The organism is Streptomyces sp. NBC_01477, assembly GCF_036227245.1.
GTDB lineage: Bacteria > Actinomycetota > Actinomycetes > Streptomycetales > Streptomycetaceae > Actinacidiphila.
Window position 1 is genome coordinate 2,771,545 of the sequence record NZ_CP109445.1, and the last position, 25,323, is coordinate 2,796,867.

Consider the following 25,323-nt stretch of genomic DNA (forward strand, 5'->3'; position numbering starts at 1 on the left):
TGGGCGGCCAACCCCTGCTGCGGTGCGCGGCATTGGTGTGCGATCGGCCGCCGGACGCCCGCGCGGGCCGTGCGCGCGCAGCCTGGCACCCCACGCCAGCCTTCACGAGGAGGAAGCACACAGATGACCAATCCCCCCACCCGGCCGGAGATCCGCGGACGCGGACGCCTCACGGTTTTCAGCCGGTTCCGGCTGCTCCTCAGCGGTATCTGCACGCTCGTGCTGATCGGCGTGGCCGCCCTGGTCATGCCCGGCACCGCCAACGCCGACACCACCGTCAACCAGAACAGCACCGGCACCAACAACGGGTACTTCTACTCGTTCTGGAGCCAGAACAGCGGCCAGGCCTCCATGACCATGGGCTCCGGCGGCCAGTACAGCACCACGTGGAACAACGTGACCAACTTCGTGGCCGGCAAGGGCTGGAACCCGGGCACGACCGCGCCTGTGACCTACTCGGGCTCGTGGAACTGCAACGGCAACTGCTACCTGTCGCTGTACGGCTGGACCACGAACCCGCTCATCGAGTACTACATCGTCGACAACTACGGCAACTACAACCCGAGTTCCGGCACCTCAAGGCTGGGCTCGGTCAACAGCGACGGCAGCACGTACGACCTGTACCGGACACAGCGCGTCAACCAGCCGTCCATCCAGGGCACCGCGACCTTCTACCAGTACTGGGCGGTCCGCCAGGCGAAGCGCACCGGCGGCACCATCACCGTGGCCAACTTCTTCAACGCGTGGGCACAAGCGGGCCTGAACCTCGGCACTCCGAACTACGAGATCCTGGCCACCGAGGGCTACGGATCCTCCGGTAGCTCCAACATCACCGTGGGCTCCGGCGGCAGCGGCGGGACGAACGGCGGCACCACCACTCCCCCGACCACCGGCGGCACCACCGGCGGCAGCGGCGGCGGGAGTTGCAGCGCCTCCGTCACGGCCGGCGACCAGTGGAGCGACCGCTACAACCTCAACGTCGCGGTCACCGGCTCCAGCAATTGGACCGTGACCGCGAGCATGCCCGCCCCTGAGGTGGTCATGTCGACCTGGAACATCACCGCCAACTACCCGAGCCAGTACACGCTGGTCGCCAAACCCAACGGCAGCGGCAACAACTGGGGCCTGACGATACAGAAGAACGGCTCCACCACCTGGCCGACCTTCTCCTGCAGCGCGAGCTGACCGGCCGTACGACCCGTACGACCCGTACGACCCGTACGACCTGATTCACCCGCGGTCCCGGCGTGACGGCTCCCCGCCGTCACGCCGGGCCTGCCGCCGGCCCGCGCCCTACGGCGCCGTGGTCGGCGTCGCGCTGCCGGTACCGGTGTCGGCGGGGCTGGTCGTGGCCGAGTCGGTCGGCGCGGCCGAGGGTTCGATGACCGTGGGCGACGCAGGGACGGGCTGGGACTGCGGGGCGGTCGGGATGGTCGGCGTCGGCGATGTCGGGGTGTCCGTCGGGCCGCCACTCGGAGTATCCGTCGGGTTGCTCGGGCTGCTGCTCGGGCTGCCGGTCTGGCCACCCGCCGTGCCACCGGACGTACCGCCGCTGGTGCCACCGGGCGTACCACCCGAGGTGCCGCCGCCGGACGACGTGCCCCCGCCGGTCGAGTGCTGCGGCGGACCGGAGGTCGCGGGCGGCGGCGTCGAGGCCGTGCCGCCCTGCGTGCCGTCCGGCGCCGTGGCCGACTGCGTCGGCGCCGTGCTCGCCGGAGGCGGGGCCGTGGAGGAAGCCGGCGCCGAGGACGCCGACGCGGCGGGGGACGTGCTCGACGTGTCCTCCGGGGCCTCCGGCTGGGCCGACTCCAGCGGCTTGACCTGGTTCTTCTGGTCGGACCCGTCGCCGGCCCCCGACGTCGCGCCCAGCGTGACGATCGTGCCCAGGACCGCGGCCAGCAGGACACCCGTGCCGGCCGCCACCATGTTGCGGCGGGTGCCGACGACCGCGAGCCGCCTGGGGCCCGGCGAGGGCGCCGCGTGGGCCGGGGCGGGCCGGTGGTGGATGACGGCCAGCGGCGGCGCCACGACAGTGGGCTGCTCGTCCTCGGGCGCGGCCGGGAGGAGTTCGAGGGGCGCCACCGGATCGGCGTCGTCGACCAGCGCGAGGGTGCGGCGGCCGACCACCGTGCCCTGGCGGTCGGCGAGCGCGCCCCGCAGCGCGATGGACGCCTCCAGCTCGGCCCTGGCCCGGTCCATCGTGCCGTTGCAGAGCGCCAGCACACCCAACTCGTGGTGGAAGTACGCCTCTTCGGCCACCTCGCCGGACAGCCGCGCGGCCTCCTGACCGATCCGCAGCGCGCGCTCCCAGGCGCCCCAGTGCAGGGCGGCGGCGAACACCGGGGCGACGGTACGGGCCAGCAGGACCGCGGCGGTCGGATTGCCGTTGTCGCGGCAGGCGGCCATCGCCGCGATGATCGCCTCGGACTCGGCGGCGGCGCGGGCCGCGGTGACCGAGGGGTGCCCGGTCCACCAGGCGTAGTGCAGGGCGGCGGTGTGCGCCTGGACCTCGCTCAGCTCGCCCTCGGCGGTGAAGGCGGCGGCGAGCTGCTGGGTGACGCCGGCGGCGAGCCGGTAGTGCGCGGCGACCGGGACGGCGAGGCCGACAGCGGTCATCTCGCCGAGCGCGGCGTCCCCGTGGGTGTCGCCGACAAGCGCGGGCAGGTGCGAGGGGTGCGGGCATTCGCCGTCGAGGGCGACCGCGAAGGCGAGGGCCTCGCGGGCGGACTCGCTCAGCCGGGAGGCGAGCAGGTCGGCGGGGGCGGCGCTCTCCGCGAGCGACGGCAGCGGCACGTCGGCGGCGGGCACCCGGGGGGCGGGCGGCTGCGGGACCGCGGGTATCTCCGGCGCGGCCGGGTCGACCGGGTCGTCGAAGCCGGTCAGGTCGGGTATCAGGTCCGCCGCGGACGCGGCGGGCGCGGCCGGCGTGCCGTTCTGCCACACCGAGTCGTCCCAGTCGGGCTCGGGCGGGAAGCGCAGCGCGTCCCGCTGCCGCAGCAGCGCGCCGGCCTGGACGAAGCGCAGCGGCAGCCCCTCGGACTCGAACCACAGGTCGGCCGCCCAGGCGGTCTCGTCCTCCTCCAGGGGCCGGCCGGCGGCCAGCGTGAGCAGGTCGACGCAGGCGACCCGGGTGAGCCCGGAGAGGAAGACCTCCTCGACCATCGACTCGGCGGGGGGCGCGGGGACTTCGGGGGACGCGGACACCAGGAAGGCGCACTCGGGGGCGGCGGCGAGCACCTCCTCCAGCGCGGCGCCGCCGAATTCCAGGTCGTCCACCACGACGACCGCGCCGGTCTCGCGCAGCAGCCCGGGCAGCTCAGCGCGGCTCGGGCGGTAGTCGTCGCCGGTGTAGACGGTGCTGTAGAGGGCGTGCAGGACGTCGCCCGCGGTACGCCGGTAGCCGGACAGCCACAGCACGCCGTCGGGGGCGAGGTCGGTACAGGCGTTGGCGACCGACTCCAGCAGCGCGGTACGCCCGGCGCCCGACGCGCCCGTGACGCGTACCGACCGGCCGCGGGCCAGCAGCCGGATCAGCCGCTCCCGCTCCTCGTCGCGCTCCAGCAGCGGCAGTTCGGGTCCCGGCGGGCCGGGCGGCGGGGAGGGCCGGTGGGCGGCGAGGTGCGCGGCGCGCTCCTCGCGGGTGCGCGCCACCGGGGTCCTGCGCTCCTGCGGCGGGCACGCCGTGACCTCGGTGCCGTCGATCGGGTTGATGGTGAGCACGTAGTCGGGTGTGACGATCCGCCGCACCCGGGCGCCGCCGCTCGGCGTCCCGGTGCCCGCGGTCAGCTCCAGCGGCTCGCGGGCCGGCCGCAGCGCCTTGGGCAGCGGCGCGGTGGCGTCGAAGAGCGAGGGCTCGACCGGGCGCAGCCCCGCGAAGGCGCTGGGGTCGTCCGGGCTGTCGAAGGGCGCGTCGAAGAACGGGTCGGGAGCGGGCTGCCCGTACGGCACCAGCGCGCCGCGGTCGGCGGGGCCGCCGCCGTTGCCGCCGCTCCTGACGCCGAAGGCGTCGAACGGTTCGTCCTGCCCTGGGTGCTCGCCGTGCTCGCCGTTGTGCTGGTCCATGTCCTACGCCCCCATGAGCGTCACGTCAGGGGCGCCGCCGGGCCGCCGTCCGTGGCAGGCCGGCCCGATTCCCCTGGTCCGGCGTACGGGGTGGCACGCCTGCGGGCAATCCGAGTCCAAACTGTAAGCGCTCGCACCGTATCAATGAAGCGCAGGGGTGCCCGGCCGCCCTTACGTCACCTTTCGGCCTCGATCGCGAGGATGCGGTGCAGCCGGGTGGCCACCAGCAGCCGCTGCATCTGCGGCGGTACGTTGCGCAGCACCAGCCGGCGGTTGGCCCGGCCCGCCCTGCGGTGGACGCCCATGATGACGCCGAGGCCGGTGGCGTCCCACGAGTCCAGCTCGGTCAGGTCGAGTACGAGATCACCGCGGCCGGAGTCGACCGCGGTGTGCAGGGCGGTACGGGCGTCCGCCGCGCTGCGGACGTCGAGGCGGCCCCCGACGACCAGCTCGGCGTGGTCGCCCCTGATATGCATAGTCGCTCCCGAAGAATTGCGGCACTCGTCCGTATGTCTTCACACACCTGACGGTCCGTCGCAAAGAGAAGTTGCCGTCTGTGAGCGAACCGAGACCGAATTCACTCATGTGAGTGACATTGCTTAGTACGGGTAGAAGCCCTGACCGCTCTTACGGCCCAGATCCCCCGCGTCCACCATCCGCCGCATGATCTCCGGCGGGGCGAATTTCTCGTCCTGCGACTCGGCGTAGATGTTGCCCGCGGCGTGCAGCAGGATGTCCACGCCGGTGAGGTCGGTGGTGGCCAGCGGCCCCATGGCGTGCCCGAAGCCCAGTTTGCAGGCGATGTCGATGTCCTCGGCCGAGGCGACCCCGGACTCGTAGAGCTTGACGGCCTCCACGACGAGCGCGGAGATCAGCCGGGTGGTGACGAAGCCGGCCACATCGCGGTTGACGACGATGCAGGTCTTGCCGACGCTTTCGGCGAATTCCCTGGCGCGGGCCAACGTGTCGTCACTGGTCTTGTAACCGCGGACCAGTTCGCACAGCTGCATCATCGGCACCGGCGAGAAGAAGTGGGTGCCGACGACCCGCTCGGGGTGCTCGGTCGCGGCGGCGATCTTGGTGATCGGGATGGCCGAGGTGTTGGACGCCAGGACGGTGCCGGGGCCGGTGATCCGGTCCAGGGTGCGGAAGATCTCCTGCTTGACCTCGATCTTCTCGAAGACCGCCTCCACCACCAGGTCGGCGTCCGCGACGGCGCCGAGGTCGGTGGTGGTGCTGATCCTGCCCAACGCCGCCTCGGCGTCGGCCGGTTCGAGCTTGCCCTTGGCCACGAAACGGTCGTACGACGCCTTGATGCCGTCGGTCCCGCGCGTCAGCGCCTCGTCCGTGACGTCCCGCAGGATCACCTCGTAACCCGCCTGGGCCGCCACTTGCGCGATGCCCGAGCCCATCAGTCCGGCTCCTACGACGGCGAGCTTCTTCGCCACGGCACACACCTCTCCGTTGGGGTATCTGGCCGGACCCTAGCGCCGGTTCGGGGCCCGGCGCAGCATGATGTCGGGCGCGTCACCGTGTGTCCTTGGTCGCACGGACCCGGCCCCGCAGGCCCTACGCTCGACGGCATGGTCAATCTCACCCGCATCTACACCCGCACCGGCGACGACGGTACGACCGCGCTCGGCGACATGAGCCGTACCGCGAAGACCGACACCAGGATCGCCGCGTACGCCGACGCCAACGAGGCCAACGCGGTCATCGGCACCGCCCTGGCGCTCGGCGGGCCGGCCGAGGACGTGGCGGCCGTCCTGGTCCGCGTGCAGAACGACCTCTTCGACGTCGGCGCCGACCTGGCCACCCCGGTCGTGCCGGACCCGAAGTATCCGCCGCTGCGGGTCGAGCAGAGCTACGTGGACCGGCTGGAGGCGGACTGCGACAGCTTCCTGGACGGCCTGGACAAGCTCCGCAGCTTCATCCTGCCCGGCGGCACGGCGAGCGCTGCGCTGCTGCACCAGGCCTGTACGGTGGTCCGCCGCGCGGAGCGCTCCACCTGGGCGGCGCTGGCCGAACACGGCGACACGATGAACCCGCTGACGGCCACTTACCTCAACCGGCTCTCCGACCTGCTCTTCATCCTGGCCAGGACGGCGAACAAGGAGCGCGGGGACGTGCTGTGGGTGCCGGGCGAGAACCGCTGAGGCGGCGCCCCGCTCAGGCGACGTTGACGCGCTGGCCGGGCGGGGCCGCTTCCAGCCAGGCCAGGAAGCCGGTGAGGGCGTCGTCGCTCATCGCCAGTTCGAGCCGCAGGCCGCGGTGCCCGCAGGTCAGGACGACCGCGTCGGACAGCAGCGCCAGCTCTTCGGAGCCGCGCGGCTCCCTGCGGCCCTCGACCTCGATCGAGGGGCGCTCCAGCACCCGGCGCGGCCGGAAGGCGTAGGAGAAGATCCGGAACCACTCGACCCGGTCGCCGTTGTAGCGGGCCACCCCGTAGACCCAGCCCTTGCCGGTGGGCTCGGCGCCCTCCTGCGGGGCCACCCGCAGGCTGCAGTCGAAGGTGCCCCCCGGGCGCTGGATCAGCCGGCGGCGCAGCCCGAGGACGAACAGCGCCAGCAGGATCGCTCCCACGACTGCGCCGACCAGTTCCACCGAGAGGATCACGTCCACCGATCTCCTCTCCTGGTACTGGTTGCCGACCGTGCCGCGCGCCCTGTGTCTGCTGCCCTTGCCGTACCGGCGCCGCGGACCGCCCCGAGGGGCAGCCCGCGGCGCCGTGGTCCTGCTCCCGCGGTGGCGCCGAGCTGTGCGGCGCCCCGCCGGTGGTGGTTCAGTGCGCGCCCGCCGCGGCGGCCAGCCGGACCTCGGCGCGGCGCTCGGCGCCCGCGTCGGCCTCGGACTTGGAGCGCTCCAGCGCCCGCTCGGCCCGTGCGACGTCGATCTCCTCGGCCAGCTCGGCGATCTCGGCGAGAATCGAGAGCTTGTTGTCCGCGAAGGAGAGGAAGCCGCCGTGCACGGCGACGACCACGGTGCCGCCGTCGGCCGTACGGACCGTCACGGGACCTGACTGCAGCACTCCGAGCACCGGCTCGTGCGACGGCATGATGCCGATGTCACCGGACATGGTGCGGGCGATGACCATGGCGGCCTCCCCGGACCAGATGCTGCGGTCCGCGGCCACCACCTCGACGTGAATATCGGCCAAGACGGCTCCTCGGGTCGGCACCCACCGGGTGAGGGGGGTGCGTAAGACAAAGAATAAGGGCTGCGAGAGGGGGGCAGAGACCGTCTGCCCCCCTCACGCCACGGCCCTGGGTCAGTTGACGCCGAGCTTGGCGGCGTTCGCCTTCAGGTCGTCCAGGCCACCGCACATGAAGAAGGCCTGCTCCGGGAAGTGGTCGTACTCGCCGTCGGCGATGGCGTTGAACGCCGAGACCGACTCGTCCAGCGACACGTCGGAGCCGTCCACACCGGTGAACTGCTTCGCCGCGTGGGTGTTCTGCGACAGGAAGCGCTCGATGCGGCGGGCCCGGAAGACGGTGAGCTTGTCCTCTTCGCCCAGCTCGTCGATGCCGAGGATGGAGATGATGTCCTGGAGGTCCTTGTACTTCTGCAGGATGCCCTTGACGCGCATGGCGCAGTCGTAGTGGTCCTGCGCGATGTAGCGCGGGTCCAGGATGCGGGACGTGGAGTCCAGCGGGTCCACCGCGGGGTAGATGCCCTTCTCCGAGATCGGCCGCGAGAGCACGGTCGTCGCGTCGAGGTGGGCGAAGGTGGTGGCGGGCGCCGGGTCGGTCAGGTCGTCCGCGGGGACGTAGATCGCCTGCATCGAGGTGATCGAGTGACCGCGGGTCGAGGTGATCCGCTCCTGGAGCTGGCCCATCTCGTCGGCCAGGTTCGGCTGGTAACCCACCGCGGACGGCATACGGCCGAGCAGCGTGGAGACCTCGGAACCCGCCTGGGTGAACCGGAAGATGTTGTCGATGAAGAACAGCACGTCCTGGTTCTGCACATCGCGGAAGTACTCCGCCATGGTCAGGCCGGCCAGCGCGACCCGCAGCCGGGTGCCCGGCGGCTCGTCCATCTGGCCGAAGACCAGCGCGGTCTGCGGGAGTACGCCGGACTCGGCCATCTCCGCGATGAGGTCGTTGCCCTCACGGGTGCGCTCGCCGACGCCGGCGAAGACGGAAACGCCCTCGTGCAGCTTGGCCACACGCATGATCATTTCCTGGATCAGCACGGTCTTGCCGACGCCCGCGCCGCCGAACAGGCCGATCTTGCCGCCCTTGACGTACGGGGTCAGCAGGTCGACGACCTTCAGGCCGGTCTCGAACATCTCGGTCTTGGACTCGAGCTGGTCGAAGGCCGGGGCCTTGCGGTGGATCGGCCAGCGCTCGGTGACCTCGGACTCGGCCTCCGGCTCGTTCAGGATCGCGCCCAGGGTGTTGAAGACGCGGCCTTTGGTGACGTCGCCGACCGGCACGGTGATGCCGTTGCCGGTGTCGGTCACCGGGGACTGGCGGACCAGGCCGTCGGTGGGCTGCATAGAGATGGCGCGGACCAGGCCGTCGCCGAGGTGCTGCGCGACCTCGAGGGTCAGCGTCTTGGTCTCGCCGGCCCGGGTCGGGTCGGCGACGTCGACCTGCAGCGCGTTGTAGATCTCCGGCATGGCGTCGACGGGGAACTCCACGTCGACGACCGGGCCGATGACCCGCGCCACCCGGCCGGTGGCGGTGGTCTCAACGGTGTCAATAGGGGCTGTCATAGTGGTCAGTCACTCCCCGCGTTCGCGTCGGCCAGAGCACTGGCACCGCCGACGATCTCGCTGATTTCCTGGGTGATGTCGGCCTGTCGGGCCGCGTTGGCAAGCCGCGTGAGCGACTTGATCAGATCTTCCGCGTTGTCGGTCGCCGACTTCATCGCCCGGCGGCGGGCCGCGTGCTCGGAGGCGGCGGCCTGCAGCAGGGCGTTGTAGATGCGGCTCTCGACGTACCGCGGCAGCAGCGCGTCCAGCACGCCTTCCGCGGACGGCTCGAACTCGAACAGCGGCAGCGCCTGGGGCTTGGAGGGCTCCCCTTCGCCGCCGGCCGGCTTGTCCGAGATCGCCAGCGGCAGCAGCCGCCGGTCGACCGGGCTCTGGGTCATCATCGACACGAACTCGGTGAAGACGATGTGCAGCTCGTCCACCCCGCCCTCGGCCGTGTCCGCCAGCACCGACGCGATCAGCGGTGTCGCCACCGCCTTGGCGTCGGCGTACGACGGGCTGTCCGAGAAGCCGGTCCAGGACTGCGTGACCTCGCGCTCACGGAAACCGAAGTACGCCAGGCCCTTGCGGCCGACGACGTAGCTGTCGACCTCCTTGCCCTCCGCGCGCAGCCGCTCGGTGAGCCGGTCGGCCGCCTTGATCGCGTTGGACGAGTAGCCGCCGGCCAGGCCGCGGTCGCTCGTGATGAGCAGGACCGCGGCACGGCTCGGGTTCTCGGCCTCGGTGGTCAGCGCGTGCTTGGTGTTGGAGCCGGTCGCGACCGCCGTGACCGCCCGGGTCAGTTCATCGGCGTACGGGGACGAGGCCGCCACCTGGCGCTGCGCCTTGACGATGCGCGAGGCGGCGATCATCTCCATCGCCTTGGTGATCTTCTTCGTGGCGGAGACGGTCTTGATCCGGCGCTTGTAAACCCGAATCTGTGCGCCCATGCGATCAGCCCTCGACCAGCAGCGCGCCCGCGGACGTCTCGAACTGCTTCTTGAAGGCGTCGACCGCCTCGGTCAGCGCGTCGACGGTGCCCTCCTCCAGCTTGCCGGTCTCGACAATGCCGGTGAGCAGCGACTTGCGCTCGCGGTGCAGGTAGTCCAGCAGCTCGCGCTCGAAGCGGCGGACGTCCTCGACGGGGACGTCGTCCAGCTTGCCGGTGGTGCCGGCCCAGATGGAGACGACCTGGTCCTCGATCGCGTAGGGCGCGTACTGGCCCTGCTTGAGCAGCTCGACCATCCGCTGGCCGCGCTCCAGCTGCGCCTTGGAGGCCGCGTCCAGGTCGGAACCGAAGGCCGCGAAGGCCTCCAGCTCACGGAACTGGGCGAGGTCCACGCGCAGCCGGCCCGCGACGCTGCGCATCGCGCGCAGCTGGGCGGAGCCGCCGACCCGGGAGACCGAGATACCGACGTTCAGCGCGGGGCGCTGGCCGGCGTTGAAGAGGTCGGACTCCAGGAAGCACTGGCCGTCGGTGATGGAGATGACGTTGGTCGGGATGAACGCCGAGACGTCGTTGGCCTTGGTCTCCACGATCGGCAGACCGGTCATGGAGCCGGCGCCCAGGTCGTCGGAGAGCTTGGCGCAGCGCTCCAGCAGGCGGGAGTGCAGGTAGAAGACGTCGCCGGGGTAGGCCTCGCGGCCCGGCGGGCGGCGCAGCAGCAGGGAGACGGCGCGGTAGGCGTCGGCCTGCTTGCTCAGGTCGTCGAAGACGATGAGGACGTGCTTGCCCTGGTACATCCAGTGCTGGCCGATGGCCGAGCCGGTGTAGGGGGCGAGGTACTTGAAGCCGGCCGGGTCGGACGCCGGGGCGGCGACGATCGTCGTGTACTCCAGGGCGCCGGCCTCCTCCAGCGCGGCGCGTACGCCGGCGATGGTGGAGCCCTTCTGGCCGATGGCGACGTAGATGCAGCGGACCTGCTTCTGCGGGTCGCCGCTGCGCCAGTTGTCGCGCTGGTTGATGATCGTGTCGATGGCCAGGGCGGACTTGCCGGTCTGGCGGTCGCCGATGATCAGCTGGCGCTGGCCGCGGCCGATCGGGGTCATCGAGTCCACGGCCTTGAGGCCGGTCTGCATCGGCTCGTGCACCGACTTGCGCTGCATGACCGTGGGGGCCTGCAGTTCGAGTGCGCGGCGGCCGTCGGTCTCGATCTCGCCGAGGCCGTCGATCGGGGTGCCGAGCGGGTCGACGACCCGGCCCAGGTAGCCCTCGCCGACCGCCACCGACAGCACCTCACCGGTGCGGTGCACCGGCTGGCCCTCCTCGATGCCGTTGAACTCGCCGAGGACGATCGCGCCGATCTCGCGCTCTTCGAGGTTCAGCGCGAGGCCGAGGGTGCCGTCCTCGAACCGCAGCAGTTCGTTCGCCATCGCCGAGGGCAGGCCCTCGACCTTCGCGATGCCGTCTCCGGCAACGCTGACCGTGCCGACCTCCTCGCGCGAGGCCGCGTCCGGCTGGTACGACTGGACAAACGTCTCCAGTGCGTCCCGGATCTCCTCCGGCCGGATCGTGAGCTCCGCCATCTGGGTTCCCTGCTCTCCTTGTTGGGCCCGAAGTCTTCTTTGAGGGGCGTCGGCCCAACGCGGGCCGTCAGTGCTTGCTGTGCTTGTCGATGTACCGATGATGCTGCCGTCGATGCTGTCGTCAGCCGGCCATCCGGCGGGACGCCTCGTCGAGGCGGTCCGCGATGGAGCCGTTGATGACCTCGTCGCCGATCCGCACCCGGACCCCGCCGAGGACCGCGGGGTCCACGTCCAGGTTCAGATGCACCGGGCGGCCGTAGATCCTGGCCAGGGCGTCACCGAGCCGACGCTTCTGCGTCTCGTTCAGCGGAATCGCCGAGACCACCTCCGCCACCGTCCGGCCGCGGCGGGCCGCGGCCAGCTTGGACAGGGATTCGATCCCGCTTTCAAGGCTACGTCCTCGCGGCGCGGTGACCAGCCGGGTGACCAGCCGTTCCGTGACCGGTTTGGCGCGACCGCCCAGCAGCGTGTGCAGCAGGTCGGCCTTGGCGGCGCCCTGTCCCGCCCGGCCGCTGAGTGCGGCGCGCAGGTCGGGGCTGCCCGCGGCGATCCGGCCGAAGCGGAACAGCTCGTCCTCGACCTCGTCGAGCGTGCCGTCACGCTCGGCTGCGGTCAGGTCGGCGGTGTCCGCCAGTTCCTCCAGCGCGTCCACCAGGTCGCGGGACCGCGACCAGCGGGACCGCACCATGCCGGTGAACAGGTCGGTGCTGTCCGCGCCGAGCTGGCTGCCCACCAGCCGCCGGGCGAGCCCGGCCTTGGCCTCACCGGACTGCGCCGGGTCGGTCAGGGCGCGGCGCAGCGACGACTCGCGGTTCAGCAGCGCGGTCACGGCGGCCAGATCGTCGGCCAGCACGGTCGCGTCGACCGACGTGTTGTCGGTCAGCGCGTGCAGCCGTTCCCTGGCGCCGGCCAGCGCGTCGCGGCTTGCGCCGTTCATCGGGCCGCCCCGGCGCCTGCCCCGTTGCCCGCTCCGGCGTCCGCCGAACCGTCGAGGCTGTCCAGGAAGCGGTCGATGGTGCGGCTCTGCCGGGCGCTGTCCTCCAGGGACTCGCCCACCAGCTTGCCGGCGAGGTCGGTGGCGATCCTGCCGACCTCCTGGCGCAGGGTGACGGTCACCTGGCGGCGGTCCGCGTCGATCTGGGCATGGCCCGCGGCGACGATGGCGTCCCGTTGGCGCTGGCCCTCCTCGCGCATCTCCGCGATGATCACGGCACCCTGCTCGCGTGCCTGCTCGGTGATCCGGGCCGCCTCGTGGCGGGCCTCGGCGAGCTGGGCCTTGTACTCCTCAAGCGTGCGGTTGGCTTCGGCCTGCGCCTTCTCCGCGCGCTCCAGGCCACCCTCGATCGCGTCGTGCCGCTCTGCAAGGGTCTTCTGGATGTTCGGAAGCAGCTTCTTTCCGAGGATGCCGAAGACGATGAAGAAGCAGAGCAGGCCGACAACCAGTTCCGCGGTGTCGGGGATGAGCGGGTTCTGCGCCCCCTCCTCCGCAAGGAAGGTCATCATGTCTGAACCTTTCGTCGAGTGGCTACTGGTCGGGGGTCCAGGTCACTTCTGGAAGATGAAGGGGACGACCAGGCCGAGCAGTGCGAGGACCTCGCAGAGCGCGAAGCCGAGGAACATGTTGGTGCGGATGATCGGCATGGCCTCGGGCTGGCGGGCCATGGCCTCGATGGAGTGGCCGAAGACCAGGCCGATACCCACGCCGGGGCCGATGGCGGCGAGGCCGTAGGCGACCGCGCCCAGGCGGCCGGCGGTGGTGGCAGCGGCGAGGTTAACGAACTCGGCAGACATTTCCCTGTCTTCCTTTGTGATGCGGTCCGATGGGGGGCTTCCCAGCGGAGGATTCGGTGGGTGGCGTTCGGGTGCGGGTCAGTGACCCTCTTCGAGCGCTCCGCTGATGTAGATCGAGGCGAGCAGCGTGAAGATGTACGCCTGAAGGAACTGGATCAGCAGCTCGAAGGCCGTCATGAAGATGGCCAGCGCGAACGAGCCGCCGGACACCGCGGTCATGATCGACGGGGTGAGCAGGTACCAGCTCGCCACGCTGAACATCACGATCAGCATGTGGCCGGCGAACATGTTGGCCCACAGCCGCACCGCGAGGGTGAACGGCCGGGTGATCACGTTCTGGACGAACTCCAGCAGCACGATCAGCGGCACCAGCGGCTTGGGCAGGCCCTCGATCCAGACCAGGTTCTTGACGCCGCCGCGGAAGCCGTGCGTCTTGAAGGTCAGGTACATGTAGGTGATGAACACCAGCGCGGCCAGGCCGACCGGGAACGCGAACCGGGACATCGCCGGGAACTGCGCCGCCGGGATGATCGACATGATGTTCATGAACCACACGAAGAAGAAGATCGACGCGAGGAAGGGGACGTACTTGTCGCCCTTCTTGCCGATCACCTCGCGGGCGATGCTGCGGGCGACGAACGTGTAGCCGATCTCGCCGACCAGCTGCAGCTTGCCCGGGACCAGCTTGGGCTTGTTGAACGCCGCCCAGAAGAAGCCCACCACCAGCACCATGCAGATGATCGCCAGCAGCATCGGCTTGGTGAAGTCGAAGCTGCCGATGCTGAAGATCGGCTTGAAGTCGAACGAGTTGAGGCCCGGAGCGGGGAATGCGCAGTCGTGCTGGATGTGGCATCCAGCCTCAGCGAGCAGCGTGTGGGCACTCACCCGTGACTCCTTCGTCGTGACGCATAAGTAACGGCAACCTTGTGTGTCAGCGCGGCTGGTGAGGCCGCTGGTCGGCACGGCGGACGAGGCGTGGCGAAGTCACCACGGTCCGCTGGGAGCCCGCATCGAAGACCGGGCACCCGGGCTCCGCGCCGCGTCCGCGGCCCTGGATCCGAATACACCGATGGGCGCGGGGGCAGCACCTTCCTCAAGCGTGAGGGGCCTCCACGTCCAGATGCGTTTCCGGACGATAGCAGATGGAATTGCGGCCTCTTTACCCGCCCCTTGGCACCGCGCATCATTCGGCCGGGGGGACGGAGGGAACGGGGTCGACGTACAGCATCCGGGAGGTGAGGCTCTGCTTGACCTGACCGCCCACCCAGGACAGCGCGGTCACCAGCAGCGTGAGGCCGAAGGCCCGGCCGCTGAACAGGGTGGTGTCCTTGAAGACGACGATGAAGATGCCGATCATCAGGATCTGCACGGCGTAGACCAGCATCCCCGCGGCCATGGCGACTTGGGGCCGGTCCTCGGTCATCGTCATCAGCACCCAGGAGCCGAACGCGAAGAAGACCGCGACCACCAGGACTGCCATCAGCCCGCCGACGAGGCCTTTTTCGCCTGCGAGTACGGCGCTGAGGACGGTGGCGACGACTCCGACGGGGGCGGCGATGTACGCGGCACCCCTGAGGATTCGGGCGTCGTTCTGCTGCATGGTGACGGCTCCTCCGGCGGGAGTTGGGGCAAGCGGGTGTCGTCGGAGACGAGCGAGTCAGGGAACGAGGATGTGACCTCGCGCCGGACGACCGCTCTTCCGGTCCTTCGGCACGTTCCCTGCTTTCGTGAACGGTATCACAAAGTATTTGATGCGGTCTTTACCATGGACATGTGCTGCCTGTCACAGGACTGTGCTCGCGACACGCCGACCGTTTCTCCGGAGTTGTACCTGTACGTGTCCGGTAAAGACGTCGCCGGGATGACAGCCTACGGCGTCGTCAGGGACGGGTCTCCACCGGGCTGCGCTGCTCGGAGTGCCGGTCCGGCCTGCGATCGGGCAGTTGCGAGCGGTCACCGATCGCGGTCGAGCCGTGCAGGGCGGGCCGGTCGGGCGAGCGCATCTCCCGCTCGGCGGCGGCCGCTCCGGCCGCGAGCCGCCGGCGGCGGCGCCGGTAGCGCGGCGGCACCACGGACTCCGCCCAGTCGGGGGCGGCCGGCTTGAAGCGCGGCAGCAGCAGGACGACCAGGCCGACCGCGCTGAGCGCGACGATGACCAGCACGATCAGCAGGCTGGAGGAGTTGACCGAGAAGGCCACCGCGGCGAAGGCGAACAGCGCGCACCAGAAGTACATGATCAGCACCGCCCGGCTGTGCGAGTGCCCGATCTCCAGCAGCCGGTGGTGCAGGTGGCCGCGGTCGGCGGCGAAGGGCGACTGGCCCTTCCAGGTCCTGCGGACCACCGCGAGCACCAGGTCGGCGGCCGGAATCGCGATCATCGTCAGCGGCAGCAGCAGCGGCATGTAGACCGGCACCATGAAGTGCACGGTCTCCCGGGTCGACCCGGTGAAGGAGGTGATCGCGTCGGGGTCGACCTGGCCGGTGATGGAGATCGCGCTGGAGGAGAGCACCAGGCCGATCAGCATCGAGCCCGAGTCGCCCATGAAGATCCGCGCCGGGTGGATGTTGTGCGGCAGGAAGCCCAGGCACATCCCGATCAGGATCGCGCTGAACAGCGTGGCGGGCGCGGCGGCTTCGACGCCGTAGCCGTACCACATGCGGTAGGCGTACATGAAGAACGCGACCGAGGCGATGCACACCATGCCGGCCGCGAGGCCGTCGAGGCCGTCCACGAAGTTGACCGCGTTGATGGTGATCACCACCAGCGCGACGGTGAGCAGCGTGGACTGGACCGGGGTCAGCGCGACCGGGCCGACGCCGGGCACCGGCAGCCACAGGATGGTGAGGCCCTGGAGCACCATGACGCCGGCCGCGATCATCTGCACGCCGAGCTTGATGAGCGCGTCCACGCCCCACTTGTCGTCCAGCACGCCGAGCAGCCAGATCAGCCCGGCGCCCGACAGCAGCGCGCGCGGCTCGTTGGACAGCGAGAAGACGTCGCCGATGTTGGACAGGTGCGCCGCGACCAGCAGGCCGGCGCACAGGCCGCCGAACATCGCGATGCCGCCGAGCCGCGGAGTGGGCTCGCGGTGCACGTCACGTGCCCTGATGGGCGGCATCGCGCCGGCGGCGATGGCGAACTTCCGTACCGGCGCGGTCAGCAGATACGTGACCGCTGCGGCGACGAAAAGGGTCAGCAGATACTCGCGCACGAGCCGCCTCCGACGGTTTCGGGGGCGTAGCGGTGCTGCGCACACGTCCGGGGGTGGTACCTCACAGCGTCACACCCTAGTGGTGGCCGGGCCGGGACGGCGAACACCTGTTGAGACTCACAGGCGGCCGCCGCGGTTGCGGCGGGTCCCGGGGCGGGGTGAGGCGGCCGGCCGGCGGGCCGGATCCGCGGCCGGTTCAGGACGGCCGGACGGTGGCGCCGACACCGGTCAGCGCGGTCACCATCGGGTCGAGCGCGGTGTGGATCTCCTCACCGATGCTGCGGAAGTACGAGATGGGGGCGCCGTACGGGTCGTGGACCTCGTCGGCGTCCGGGCTGGGGGCCAGCAGCCAGCCGCGCAGCGCGGCGGCGGCGCGGACCAGTGCCCTGGCCCGCTCGGTGACGCTGCCCTCGGGCAGCGTGGTGGTGTCTATGGCCCGCACCAGCCGGGTGAACTCCTTGAGCGTGAACGTCCGCAGACCCGCCGCGTGGCCCATCGAGATGACCTGGGCCCGGTGGTCGCGGGTCGCGGTGAGCACCAGGTCGGCGTCGATGACATGGTCGTCCAGCAGTTCCCTGCCGGTGAAGCCGGACGGGTCGGCGCCGTACTCGGCCAGCACCGCGGCGGCGTGCGCCTCCATCGGGGCGCCCTCGTGCCCCCAGGTGCCGGCCGACTCGACCAGCATGCCGGCCGCGCCGTCGCCGAGCCGCCGCACCAGCCCGTGCCGGGTCAGCCGCTCGGCCATCGGCGAGCGGCAGACGTTGCCGGTGCAGACATGGAGGATGCGGAAGACGTCACCGCTCTCCCCCGGGACGACGCGCTGTACGTACTCCGTGTACCCCCGTATGCCGCGCCCGTCGGGCGTGGTCAATTGCGCTCCTCCAGGTCGGGTACGACCTTGCGCAGCTCCTCCGAGCTGATCGCCCCTGCCCGCAGCAGTACCGGCACCCTGCCGGTGACGTCGACGATCGAGGACGGTACGGCGGCGGGCGTGGGGCCGCCGTCCAGATAGACCGCCACGGAGTCGCCCAGCATGCCCTGGGCGGCGTCGCAGTCCTGCGGCGAGGGCATCCCGGTCAGGTTGGCGCTGGAGACCGCCATCGGCCCTGTGGCGGTGAGCAGTTCGATCGCGACCGGGTGCAGCGGCATCCGTACCGCGACCGTGCCGCGGGTGTCGCCGAGGTCCCAGGACAGCGACGGCTGGTGCTTGGTGACCAGGGTCAGCGCGCCGGGCCAGAAGGCGTCGACCAGCTCCCAGGCCTGCTCGGAGAAGTCGGTGACGATGCCGTGCAGGGTGTTCGGCGAGCCGACGAGCACCGGCGAGGGCATGTTGCGGCCGCGGCCCTTGGCCTCCAGCAGGTCGCCGACGGCCTCGGTGTCGAAGGCGTCGGCGCCGATGCCGTAGACGGTGTCGGTCGGCAGCACGACGAGTTCGCCGCGCTTGATCGCCGACGTTGCCTCGCGCAGGCCGGTCGCCCGGTCGGTCGCATCCGAGCAGTCGTATCGCCGTGCCATGAGATGACCTCCGAAAGATGCTGTGCTGCCGGGTCCGGCGCCCGGTCGGCCCGCCTGGTCACGGCAGGGCCTTGCGGGCCGAGGTGAAGCGCGGGCGGTTGTTGAGATCGGGATGGTCGGCCGCGTCCGCCCAGCCCGCGTCCTCCTTGAAGATCCACGGCACCTGGCCGCCCTGCGAATCGGCGTGCTCGATGACGACGACCCCGCCGGGCCGCAGCAGCCGGTGCGCGGTGCGCTCGATGCCGCGGATGGTGTCGAGGCCGTCCTCGCCGGAGAAGAGTGCCAGCTCCGGGTCGTGGTCGCGGGCCTCGGGTGCCACATGCTCCCACTCGGTGAGCGGGATGTAGGGCGGATTGGAGATGACCAGGTCGACCTGGCCGTTGAGGTCGGGGAAGGCGGTCAGCGCGTTGCCCTGGCGCAGGTCGACCTTGCTGCCCCGGACGTTTCTGCGGGCGTAGTCCAGGGCGTCCTCGGACAGCTCCACGGCGTGCACACGGGAGCGCGGCACCTCCTGGGCCAGCGCGAGCGCGATGGCGGCGGAGCCGGTGCACAGGTCCACGATCAGCGGCTCGGCGACGTCCATGGCGCGTACCGCGTCTATCGCCCAGCCGACCACCGACTCGGTCTCCGGGCGCGGCACGAACACCCCTGGCCCGACCGCGAGTTCGAGATAGCGGAAGAAGGCACGGCCGGTGATGTGCTGGAGCGGTTCGCGGGCCTCGCGGCGGGCGATGGCTTCCCAGTAGCGCGCGTCGAAGTCGGTGTCGGGGACGCTGTGCAGCTCACCGCGTTTGACGCCGTGGATGTACGCGGCCAGCTCCTCGGCGTCGAAGCGCGGGGAGGGCACCCCGGCGTCGGCGAGCCGCTGGGCGGCCTGCGCCACCTCGGCGAGCAGCAGGTTCACCGTCCGCCCCCTCAGCTCGCGTCGCCGGCCGCGGCCAGTTTGGCGGCGGAGTCGGCGTCCACGCAGGCCTGGATCATGCTGTCGAGGTCGCCGTCCAGGACCTGGTCGAGGTTGTAGGCCTTGAAGCCGACGCGGTGGTCGGAGATGCGGTTCTCCGGGAAGTTGTAGGTGCGGATCCGCTCGGAGCGGTCCACGGTGCGCACCTGGCTGCGGCGGGCGTCGGACGCCTCGCGCTCGGCCTCCTCCTGGGCGGCGGCCAGCAGCCGGGAGCGCAGGATGCGCATCGCCGACTCCTTGTTCTGCAGCTGGCTCTTCTCGTTCTGGCACGAGACGACCAGGCCGGAGGGCAGGTGGGTGATGCGGACCGCGGAGTCGGTGGTGTTGACGGACTGGCCGCCGGGACCCGAGGAGCGGTAGACGTCGATCCGCAGGTCGTTGGGGCCGATCTCGACCTCGACGTCCTCGGCCTCCGGGGTGACCAGCACGCCGGCCGCGGAGGTGTGGATACGCCCCTGGGACTCGGTCGCGGGCACCCGCTGCACCCGGTGGACGCCGCCCTCGTACTTCAGCCGGGCCCACACGCCCTGGCCGACCTCGTGGCTGGCCTTGGCCTTCACGGCGACCTGGACGTCCTTGTAGCCGCCGAGGTCGGACTCGTTGGCGTCCAGGATCTCGGTCTTCCAGCCGACCCGCTCGGCGTACCGCAGATACATCCGCAGCAGGTCGCCGGCGAACAGCGCGGACTCCTCGCCGCCCTCCCCCGCCTTGACCTCGAGGATCACGTCCTTGTCGTCGCTGGGGTCGCGGGGCACCAGCAGCAGCCGCAGCCGCTCGGTCAGCTCGCCGCGCTCCTTGTCCAGCTCCTTGACCTCGGCGGCGAAGTCGGGCTCCTCGGCGGCGAGTTCGCGTGCGGTCTCGATGTCGTCGCCGGTCCGCCGCCAGGCGCGGTAGGTGCTGACGATGGGGGTCAGTTCCGCATAGCGCTTGTTGAGCCGGCGGGCGTTGGCCTGGTCGGCGTGGACCGCGGGGTCGGCAAGCTGCTTCTCGAGGTCGGCATGCTCGCCGATCAGTTCCTCGACCGCCTCGAACATCATCAATCCCTAGCTGGAAGAAGTCTGGAAGGAGTAGGTGGGACGACAAAGCGCCGGTCCGGTCGCCCTGGGCGGGGCGACCGGGAGCCGGCGCTTTCGGGTCGCTACTTCTTCGCGGACCCGGCGGCCTTGCCGAAGCGGGCCTCGAAGCGGGCCACACGGCCGCCGGTGTCGAGGATCTTCTGCTTGCCCGTGTAGAACGGGTGGCACTCGGAGCACACTTCGGCGCGGATCTGGCCGCTCGTCTCGGTGCTGCGGGTGGTGAACGAGGCGCCACAGGTGCAGGTGACCTGGGTCTCGACGTACTCGGGGTGGATCTCGCGCTTCAAGGGTGCTCCTAGGTTCGGGAGGGCGCCGGGTCGCTCCGCGGGTTTGCGTCACGTGAACCGGGGCCAGCGGACCAGTCTGCCAGCACTGGCCGCATCTCCCAAAACCAGGTCGTAGGCGGGATAATTCCCTCCCGGTACGATTTTACGTTTCCGCAGGTCAGCGGGCTGGCGGTGGGGTGGCGGGGTCAGCGGTGCGGGCCCTGGCCTGCCGAGGGGCCGACGACCTTGCCCGCGTCGACCTTGTCGGCGGCCGAGCCCTTGACGGCGGCGGCCGGGATCGGCTTGTCGGCGCGCAGCGCGGCCCACACCATCGCGGCCTTGGCCTCGATGGGCTGCACCCGGTTGCGGTCGGTGGGGGCGTACCGCACCGGCAGGGTGACCATGTGGATGTGGCCGGACTTGAGGTTGCGGACGCTCTGCGCCAGGCCCATCACCCGGCCGACCGAGCCGAGCCCCGTGTCGGTGGTGATGGCGCTGGTCGCGGTGTCGGCGACGGAGAACAGCTTGGTGGGGCTGGTCAGCAGCCCCAGGCCGCTGATCCGGTCCATCAGCGCCTTGAGGAAGGACTGCTGGAGCTGGATACGCCCCAGGTCGCTGCCGTCCGCCACGCCGTGCCTGGTGCGGACCAGGCCGAGCGCCTGGTCGCCGTCCAGGGTGTGGGTGCCGGCGGCCAGCGTCAGATGGCTCTTGGTGTCGTTGATGGCCTTCGTGGTGGTCAGCGGGACCCCGCCGAGCGCGTTGACCAGGTGCGTGAAGCCGGTGAAGTCGACCTCGACGTAGTGGTCCATCCGCAGCCCGGTCAGCGACTCGACCGTCTTGACCGCGCAGACCGGGCCGCCGACCTCGTAGGCGCTGTTGAACATCGCCTGCCGGGCGCCCGCCACGGTGCCGCCGCCGGGCTTGGCGCAGGCGGGGCGGCTGATCAGGGTGTCCCGGGGGATGCTGACCACGCTGGCGCTGCGGTGGCCCTTGGCCAGGTGCACGATCATCGCGGTGTCCGAGCGGGCGGTGCCGCTGTCGTGGCCGTAGCCGCGGTTGGCGCCGGAGCGGGAGTCCGAGCCGAGCACCAGGATGTCCATCGAGCCGTTGCCGAGCTTGACCGGCCGGTCGGCGCCGAGCGCCGAGTCGATGTCGACACTGTGGATGTTGCCGTCGAGCCGGAAGTACAGGTACCCGGCGCCGCCCGCCCCCGCCAGCACGACCCCGGCCGCGACCCATGCGGTGATCCGCAGGCCTCGGCGCCTGCGCCGCGCCCCGAGGGGAGTGGCGCCGGTGTGCGGTTGCCGGTCGTCCGTGTCGGACATTCCTCCATCGTGCGCCGCCCCTGCCCCGGTCGGCATCCGGGGGAAACCGGGCTCGCCCGCGTACGCCCAGGTCAAGGGGCATATGAACGACTTTATCGGCACGCTGGGCGACGAGGTGACCGCTGCGCCGAACGGGTGGTGCGCGGACGGCCCCGCCCGCCGGGGAAACCGGCGGGCGGGGCCGTGCGCGATACCGCGGGGACGGGTCAGTCGTTGTTCTGGCCCGGCGTGGTCTTCGCGATCTGCATCAGGAACTCCGCATTGGACTTGGTCTGCTTCATCTTGTCCAGCAGCAGCTCGATCGCCTGCTGCTGGTCGAGCGCGTGCAGCACCCGGCGCAGCTTCCAGACGATGCCCAGCTCCTCGCCGCCGAGCAGGATCTCCTCCTTGCGCGTGCCGGACGCGTCCACGTCCACCGCGGGGAAGATGCGCTTGTCGGCGAGCTTGCGGTCGAGCTTGAGCTCCATGTTGCCGGTGCCCTTGAACTCCTCGAAGATCACCTCGTCCATCCGCGAGCCGGTCTCGACCAGCGCGGTGGCCAGGATGGTCAGCGAACCGCCGTCCTCGATGTTGCGCGCCGCGCCGAAGAAGCGCTTCGGCGGGTAGAGGGCGGTGGAGTCCACACCACCGGACAGGATGCGGCCGGAGGCGGGCGCGGCCAGGTTGTACGCGCGGCCGAGCCGGGTGATCGAGTCCAGCAGCACGACCACGTCGTGGCCCAGCTCCACCAGGCGCTTGGCGCGCTCGATGGCCAGCTCGGCGACCGTGGTGTGGTCCTCGGCCGGGCGGTCGAAGGTCGAGGAGATGACCTCGCCCTTCACCGACCGCTGCATGTCGGTGACCTCTTCGGGACGCTCGTCCACCAGCACCACCATCAGGTGGCACTCGGGGTTGTTGGTGGTGATCGCGTTCGCGACGGCCTGCATGATCATGGTCTTACCGGTCTTCGGCGGGGCCACGATCAGACCGCGCTGGCCCTTGCCGATCGGCGAGACCAGGTCGATGATCCGGGTGGTCAGCACGCCGGGGTCGGTCTCCAGCTGGAGCCGGTCCTGCGGGTACAGCGGGGTGAGCTTGTTGAACTCCGGACGGCCGCGCCCGGAGTCGGCGGCCATGCCGTTCGCCGAGTCCAGCCGGACCAGCGCGTTGAACTTCTCGCGGCGCTCGCCGTCCTTGGGCTGGCGGACCGCACCGGTGACGTGGTCGCCCTTGCGCAGCCCGTTCTTGCGGACCTGGGCCAGCGACACGTACACGTCGTTGGGGCCCGGCAGGTAGCCGGAGGTGCGGATGAACGCGTAGTTGTCGAGGATGTCGAGGATGCCGGCCACCGGGATCAGCACATCGTCGTCGGCGACCTGGACCTCGCCGCCGCCGGCGAACTCCTCGCGGCGGTTGCTGCCGCGGCCCCTGCGGTCGCGGTAGCGGCCCCTGCGACGGCCGCGGCCGTCACCGAACTCGTCGTCGTCCTGCGGGCCGCCGCCCTGACCGCCCTGGCCGCCCTGCTGCGGGCCCTGGCTCTGCGGCTGCCCGCCGCCGCCCTGCTGCTGGCGGTCGCCGCGGTCCCGGCCCTGCCGGCTGCCGCCCTCGCCGCCGCCGTCCTCGCGGTTGCGCTGGCGGTCCCGCTGCCGCTCCCTGCGGTCGCCGCGCTGGCCGCGCTGGCGGTCCTGGCGGTCGTCGCCGCCGCCCTGCTGCTTGGTGTCGCCCTTGGCCTCGGCGCGGCCCTCGGCGGTGTCCGCGGCGGCCTCGGCCGTCCGGTCGGCCCGCTCGGTCTTCGCGGCCTTGGCCTGCTCACCGGCCGGCTGGCCGGGAATCTCGATCTGCTTCTGCTCCTGCCGCTGCTCGGGCGCCGCGGTGGCCGTCGCGGCGGCGGCCGGGGCCGCCTCCGCACCGGACTGCTCGAGGCGGGCCTTCGAGGTGGTGCGCCGCTTGGGCTTGTCCGCGACGGCGCCGTCGGCGGACGCCGTGGCGGTCGCGGCCGGCGCGGTCGCGCCGCCGCCGGCCTGGCGCTCCTTGATGGTCTCGATCAGCTGGCTCTTGCGCATCCGCGCGGTGCCCTTGATGCCGAGGCCTGAGGCGAGCTGCTGCAGTTCGGCCAGCACCATGCCGTCCAGGCCGGTCCCGGTCCGGCGGCGCCGCGACGCACTGGCCGTGGCAGCACCGGTAGCAGGCGCGGCGGCGTCGGACGAGGCGACAGTGTCATCTGCGCGCACGCCCATCAGATCGGTGGTGTCGCTCACGAAGGGTCCTTCCCTGGAGCGGACGTCGGCCTGTCTGGCTCGGCGACCGGTCGTGCTGTCCGGATCTGGGCGCTTCCGCTGCTCAGAACCCGGGGCGGTGGTCCGCCTGATGGCGGCAGAAATACATACGTGCCTTCGGCACGGAGGGAACTCGTACCGAAATCCGGAGCGTGCTCAACACTGCTCGGGCAGAATCCGATGGCTCGGACCTTGCCTTATGCGGTGTGGGAGGCTCCCGGAAGAAAAGCGGTCCCACGGAAGGGACACAGTGCATCGCGCCCATCGGGCATCGAATGCAGGCTTGAGGTTAACACTACCGGATCCAACAAACATTCCCCCTCTCACGACCGGCAATCGTGTCACTGGCCCCCTGCCAGCGGCAGTACACACGCCCCGGACGCGTCCAGCGCCAGACGGGTCGCCGCCCAGCCCTCGCCCGCGCTCCGGGAGACCTTGTCGGCGGCCCCCTCGTCGGTGAACGCCAGGACCGTGGGTCCCGCGCCCGACACGACAGCGGGGACGCCGTCATTGCGCAACCGGTTGACCAGCGCCAGCGTTTCCGGCATCGCCGGCGCCCGGTAGTCCTGGTGCAGCCGGTCCTCGGTGGCCGGCAGCAGCAGCTCGGGACGCCTGGTCAGCGCCTCCACGAGCAGCGCGGCACGCCCGGCGTTGGCCGCCGCGTCCACATGCGGGACGGTACGCGGCAGCAGCCCGCGCGCGGTCTCGGTCAGCACCGGCGTGGCGGGCACGAAGACCACCGGGACCAGCGAGGCCGCCGGGTCGAGCCGGATCGCCCGGGCCGCGCCGCCCTCGCTCCAGGCCACGGTCAGGCCGCCGAGCAGACACGCCGCGACATTGTCGGGGTGCCCCTCGATCTCGGTGGCCAATTCCAGAAGTGCGGTGTCGTCCAGTACGGACGGGCCGCCTATGGTGACCGCGCGGGCGGCGATGATGCCCGCGCAGATCGCGGCCGAGGACGAGCCGAGGCCGCGGCCGTGCGGAATGCGGTTCGCACACACCACCTCAAGGCCGCGCGGCTGGCCGCCGAGCAGGTCGAAAGCGGTGCGCAGCGAGCGTACGACGAGGTGTTTCTCGTCGCGCGCCAGCGTGTCGGCGCCCTCACCCGCGATGTCGACGTGCAGGCCCGAGTCGGCGACCCGCACCACGATGTCGTCGTAAAGCCCCAGTGCCAGGCCGAAGGCGTCGAACCCGGGCCCGAGGTTGGCGCTGGTCGCGGGGACGCGCACTCGTACGGCGGCAGCGCGGAACGCGGGACCGGCCATCTTTCGACGAATCTCCTTGTGCGGTTCGCCCTGCGGGCGCGGCGCCATTGCCGGGCGGCGGGGCGGGAGGGAGTGGCGATGCGGGGTGGCATCCGCCGGATTCGGGGCACACTGCGGTGCCGCTGGTTCCAGCTTATCGAAGGAAGGTTCTCCTGCGACATAGGGCGCACACACAGCGCTTGATGCGTGTCGCATCCCCGACGTGCGCCCCTCGCCTGCGGCGCGCTCATCGGTAAGTGGGTGCCCTCTCCCCCGGGCGCGGGGGTCCGCGGCTCCCCTTCCCGCCGGCGCGGCGCTTCAAGGGTCTCCCTGCGGCAGGCGGCATCCCTCCGCCGGGCGCGGGGCCTCGGCGGTGCCGCTGCGTAAGGCGGCG

24 protein-coding genes are annotated in these 25,323 nt (G+C 71.1%); 2 read left to right on the forward strand and 22 right to left on the reverse strand.

Translation table 11 applies throughout. The features are described from left to right. Nucleotides 1-123: 123 nt before the first annotated feature. Nucleotides 124-1,185: a glycoside hydrolase family 11 protein gene (locus tag OHA86_RS11095; RefSeq protein ID WP_329174595.1), complete on the forward strand. Its 1,062-nt coding sequence runs from the start codon at nucleotides 124-126 to the stop codon at nucleotides 1,183-1,185. A 108-nt stretch (nucleotides 1,186-1,293) separates the two neighbouring features. Here OHA86_RS11095 and OHA86_RS11100 read toward each other — a convergent pair whose 3' ends face one another. The 3 genes from OHA86_RS11100 to OHA86_RS11110 all read right to left on the reverse strand — a co-directional run bounded on the left by OHA86_RS11100 (nucleotide 1,294) and on the right by OHA86_RS11110 (nucleotide 5,510). After that, nucleotides 1,294-4,062: an ATP-binding protein gene (locus OHA86_RS11100; protein ID WP_329174597.1), complete on the reverse strand. Its 2,769-nt coding sequence runs from the start codon at nucleotides 4,060-4,062 to the stop codon at nucleotides 1,294-1,296. Nucleotides 4,063-4,238: 176 nt separating this feature from the next. Beyond that, complete coding sequence (locus OHA86_RS11105; protein ID WP_329174600.1) at nucleotides 4,239-4,538, reverse strand: STAS domain-containing protein; 300 nt, start codon at nucleotides 4,536-4,538, stop codon at nucleotides 4,239-4,241. A gap of 123 nt (nucleotides 4,539-4,661) precedes the next feature. Beyond that, nucleotides 4,662-5,510 (reverse strand): 3-hydroxyacyl-CoA dehydrogenase family protein, encoded by an 849-nt coding sequence (locus tag OHA86_RS11110; protein WP_329174602.1) that lies wholly within the window; start codon nucleotides 5,508-5,510, stop codon nucleotides 4,662-4,664. 135 nt (nucleotides 5,511-5,645) lie between these two features. Here OHA86_RS11110 and OHA86_RS11115 point away from each other — a divergent pair, with 135 nt between their 5' ends. Beyond that, a complete protein-coding gene (locus OHA86_RS11115) occupies nucleotides 5,646-6,218 on the forward strand; it encodes a cob(I)yrinic acid a,c-diamide adenosyltransferase (RefSeq protein WP_329174604.1) in 573 nt (190 codons plus the stop codon). A 13-nt stretch (nucleotides 6,219-6,231) separates the two neighbouring features. Here the strand turns inward: OHA86_RS11115 and OHA86_RS11120 are convergent, their stop codons facing one another. From OHA86_RS11120 to thrB, 19 genes are all read right to left on the reverse strand, one after another. Beyond that, nucleotides 6,232-6,678, reverse strand: a complete 447-nt coding sequence (locus OHA86_RS11120; protein ID WP_329182359.1) for a DUF2550 domain-containing protein — start codon at nucleotides 6,676-6,678, stop codon at nucleotides 6,232-6,234. A gap of 166 nt (nucleotides 6,679-6,844) precedes the next feature. Further along, entirely contained in the window at nucleotides 6,845-7,219 is a 375-nt protein-coding gene (locus OHA86_RS11125; RefSeq protein WP_329174606.1) for a F0F1 ATP synthase subunit epsilon, read from the reverse strand. Between the two features lie 111 nt (nucleotides 7,220-7,330). After that, the gene (gene atpD, locus OHA86_RS11130; protein WP_329174608.1) at nucleotides 7,331-8,779 is read right to left on the reverse strand and encodes a F0F1 ATP synthase subunit beta; all 1,449 of its coding nucleotides are present in this window, start codon (nucleotides 8,777-8,779) and stop codon (nucleotides 7,331-7,333) included. Between the two features lie 5 nt (nucleotides 8,780-8,784). Further along, nucleotides 8,785-9,708 (reverse strand): F0F1 ATP synthase subunit gamma, encoded by a 924-nt coding sequence (locus tag OHA86_RS11135; RefSeq protein ID WP_329174610.1) that lies wholly within the window; start codon nucleotides 9,706-9,708, stop codon nucleotides 8,785-8,787. 4 nt (nucleotides 9,709-9,712) lie between these two features. Continuing rightward, nucleotides 9,713-11,284 (reverse strand): F0F1 ATP synthase subunit alpha, encoded by a 1,572-nt coding sequence (gene atpA, locus OHA86_RS11140; protein ID WP_329174611.1) that lies wholly within the window; start codon nucleotides 11,282-11,284, stop codon nucleotides 9,713-9,715. A 121-nt stretch (nucleotides 11,285-11,405) separates the two neighbouring features. Continuing rightward, nucleotides 11,406-12,221 carry a F0F1 ATP synthase subunit delta gene (locus OHA86_RS11145; RefSeq protein WP_329174614.1) on the reverse strand — a complete coding sequence of 272 codons (816 nt, stop codon included), beginning with the start codon at nucleotides 12,219-12,221 and terminating at the stop codon, nucleotides 11,406-11,408. After that, entirely contained in the window at nucleotides 12,218-12,787 is a 570-nt protein-coding gene (locus OHA86_RS11150; RefSeq protein WP_329174615.1) for a F0F1 ATP synthase subunit B, read from the reverse strand. The genes OHA86_RS11145 and OHA86_RS11150 overlap by 4 nt, the downstream gene beginning before the upstream one ends. A 42-nt stretch (nucleotides 12,788-12,829) precedes the next feature. Further along, a complete protein-coding gene (gene atpE, locus OHA86_RS11155; protein WP_073502894.1) occupies nucleotides 12,830-13,075 on the reverse strand; it encodes an ATP synthase F0 subunit C in 246 nt (81 codons plus the stop codon). A gap of 78 nt (nucleotides 13,076-13,153) precedes the next feature. Then, the gene (gene atpB, locus OHA86_RS11160) at nucleotides 13,154-13,960 is read right to left on the reverse strand and encodes a F0F1 ATP synthase subunit A (protein WP_329174619.1); all 807 of its coding nucleotides are present in this window, start codon (nucleotides 13,958-13,960) and stop codon (nucleotides 13,154-13,156) included. A 298-nt stretch (nucleotides 13,961-14,258) separates the two neighbouring features. Beyond that, the gene (locus OHA86_RS11165; RefSeq protein ID WP_329174620.1) at nucleotides 14,259-14,675 is read right to left on the reverse strand and encodes a hypothetical protein; all 417 of its coding nucleotides are present in this window, start codon (nucleotides 14,673-14,675) and stop codon (nucleotides 14,259-14,261) included. Nucleotides 14,676-14,955: 280 nt separating this feature from the next. Next, the gene (locus OHA86_RS11170; protein ID WP_329174623.1) at nucleotides 14,956-16,287 is read right to left on the reverse strand and encodes an MraY family glycosyltransferase; all 1,332 of its coding nucleotides are present in this window, start codon (nucleotides 16,285-16,287) and stop codon (nucleotides 14,956-14,958) included. A gap of 196 nt (nucleotides 16,288-16,483) precedes the next feature. Beyond that, nucleotides 16,484-17,158 carry an arsenate reductase/protein-tyrosine-phosphatase family protein gene (locus tag OHA86_RS11175; RefSeq protein WP_443071697.1) on the reverse strand — a complete coding sequence of 225 codons (675 nt, stop codon included), beginning with the start codon at nucleotides 17,156-17,158 and terminating at the stop codon, nucleotides 16,484-16,486. Beyond that, nucleotides 17,155-17,802, reverse strand: coding sequence for an L-threonylcarbamoyladenylate synthase (locus OHA86_RS11180; protein WP_329174625.1), 648 nt, complete (start codon nucleotides 17,800-17,802; stop codon nucleotides 17,155-17,157). Before OHA86_RS11180 ends, OHA86_RS11175 begins: the two co-directional genes overlap by 4 nt. Before the next feature lie 58 nt (nucleotides 17,803-17,860). Next, on the reverse strand, nucleotides 17,861-18,706 hold the full coding sequence (prmC, locus tag OHA86_RS11185; RefSeq protein ID WP_329174627.1) for a peptide chain release factor N(5)-glutamine methyltransferase: 846 nt from the start codon (nucleotides 18,704-18,706) through the stop codon (nucleotides 17,861-17,863). A gap of 11 nt (nucleotides 18,707-18,717) precedes the next feature. Continuing rightward, complete coding sequence (gene prfA, locus OHA86_RS11190) at nucleotides 18,718-19,797, reverse strand: peptide chain release factor 1 (protein WP_329182361.1); 1,080 nt, start codon at nucleotides 19,795-19,797, stop codon at nucleotides 18,718-18,720. A gap of 104 nt (nucleotides 19,798-19,901) precedes the next feature. Next, the gene (gene rpmE, locus OHA86_RS11195; protein WP_329174629.1) at nucleotides 19,902-20,126 is read right to left on the reverse strand and encodes a 50S ribosomal protein L31; all 225 of its coding nucleotides are present in this window, start codon (nucleotides 20,124-20,126) and stop codon (nucleotides 19,902-19,904) included. Nucleotides 20,127-20,311: 185 nt separating this feature from the next. Next, on the reverse strand, nucleotides 20,312-21,430 hold the full coding sequence (locus tag OHA86_RS11200; protein WP_329174631.1) for an LCP family protein: 1,119 nt from the start codon (nucleotides 21,428-21,430) through the stop codon (nucleotides 20,312-20,314). 206 nt (nucleotides 21,431-21,636) lie between these two features. Continuing rightward, a complete protein-coding gene (gene rho, locus OHA86_RS11205; RefSeq protein WP_329174632.1) occupies nucleotides 21,637-23,667 on the reverse strand; it encodes a transcription termination factor Rho in 2,031 nt (676 codons plus the stop codon). Nucleotides 23,668-24,026: 359 nt separating this feature from the next. Next, nucleotides 24,027-24,950: a homoserine kinase gene (gene thrB / locus OHA86_RS11210; protein WP_329174633.1), complete on the reverse strand. Its 924-nt coding sequence runs from the start codon at nucleotides 24,948-24,950 to the stop codon at nucleotides 24,027-24,029. Nucleotides 24,951-25,323: the final 373 nt, after the last annotated feature.

Bases quoted from the DNA above. Each gene is read 5' to 3' on its own strand.
- OHA86_RS11095 (WP_329174595.1), top strand. From the start codon at position 124: ATGACCAATCCCCCCACCCGGCCGGAGATCCGCGGACGCGGACGCCTC.
- OHA86_RS11100 (WP_329174597.1), bottom strand. From the start codon at position 4,062: ATGGACCAGCACAACGGCGAGCACGGCGAGCACCCAGGGCAGGACGAA.
- OHA86_RS11105 (WP_329174600.1), bottom strand. From the start codon at position 4,538: ATGCATATCAGGGGCGACCACGCCGAGCTGGTCGTCGGGGGCCGCCTC.
- OHA86_RS11115 (WP_329174604.1), top strand. From the start codon at position 5,646: ATGGTCAATCTCACCCGCATCTACACCCGCACCGGCGACGACGGTACG.
- atpD (WP_329174608.1), bottom strand. From the start codon at position 8,779: ATGACAGCCCCTATTGACACCGTTGAGACCACCGCCACCGGCCGGGTG.
- OHA86_RS11135 (WP_329174610.1), bottom strand. From the start codon at position 9,708: ATGGGCGCACAGATTCGGGTTTACAAGCGCCGGATCAAGACCGTCTCC.
- atpA (WP_329174611.1), bottom strand. From the start codon at position 11,284: ATGGCGGAGCTCACGATCCGGCCGGAGGAGATCCGGGACGCACTGGAG.
- OHA86_RS11145 (WP_329174614.1), bottom strand. From the start codon at position 12,221: ATGAACGGCGCAAGCCGCGACGCGCTGGCCGGCGCCAGGGAACGGCTG.
- OHA86_RS11150 (WP_329174615.1), bottom strand. From the start codon at position 12,787: ATGATGACCTTCCTTGCGGAGGAGGGGGCGCAGAACCCGCTCATCCCC.
- atpE (WP_073502894.1), bottom strand. From the start codon at position 13,075: ATGTCTGCCGAGTTCGTTAACCTCGCCGCTGCCACCACCGCCGGCCGC.
- OHA86_RS11165 (WP_329174620.1), bottom strand. From the start codon at position 14,675: ATGCAGCAGAACGACGCCCGAATCCTCAGGGGTGCCGCGTACATCGCC.
- OHA86_RS11180 (WP_329174625.1), bottom strand. From the start codon at position 17,802: ATGGCACGGCGATACGACTGCTCGGATGCGACCGACCGGGCGACCGGC.
- prfA (WP_329182361.1), bottom strand. From the start codon at position 19,797: ATGTTCGAGGCGGTCGAGGAACTGATCGGCGAGCATGCCGACCTCGAG.
- OHA86_RS11200 (WP_329174631.1), bottom strand. From the start codon at position 21,430: ATGTCCGACACGGACGACCGGCAACCGCACACCGGCGCCACTCCCCTC.
- thrB (WP_329174633.1), bottom strand. From the start codon at position 24,950: ATGGCCGGTCCCGCGTTCCGCGCTGCCGCCGTACGAGTGCGCGTCCCC.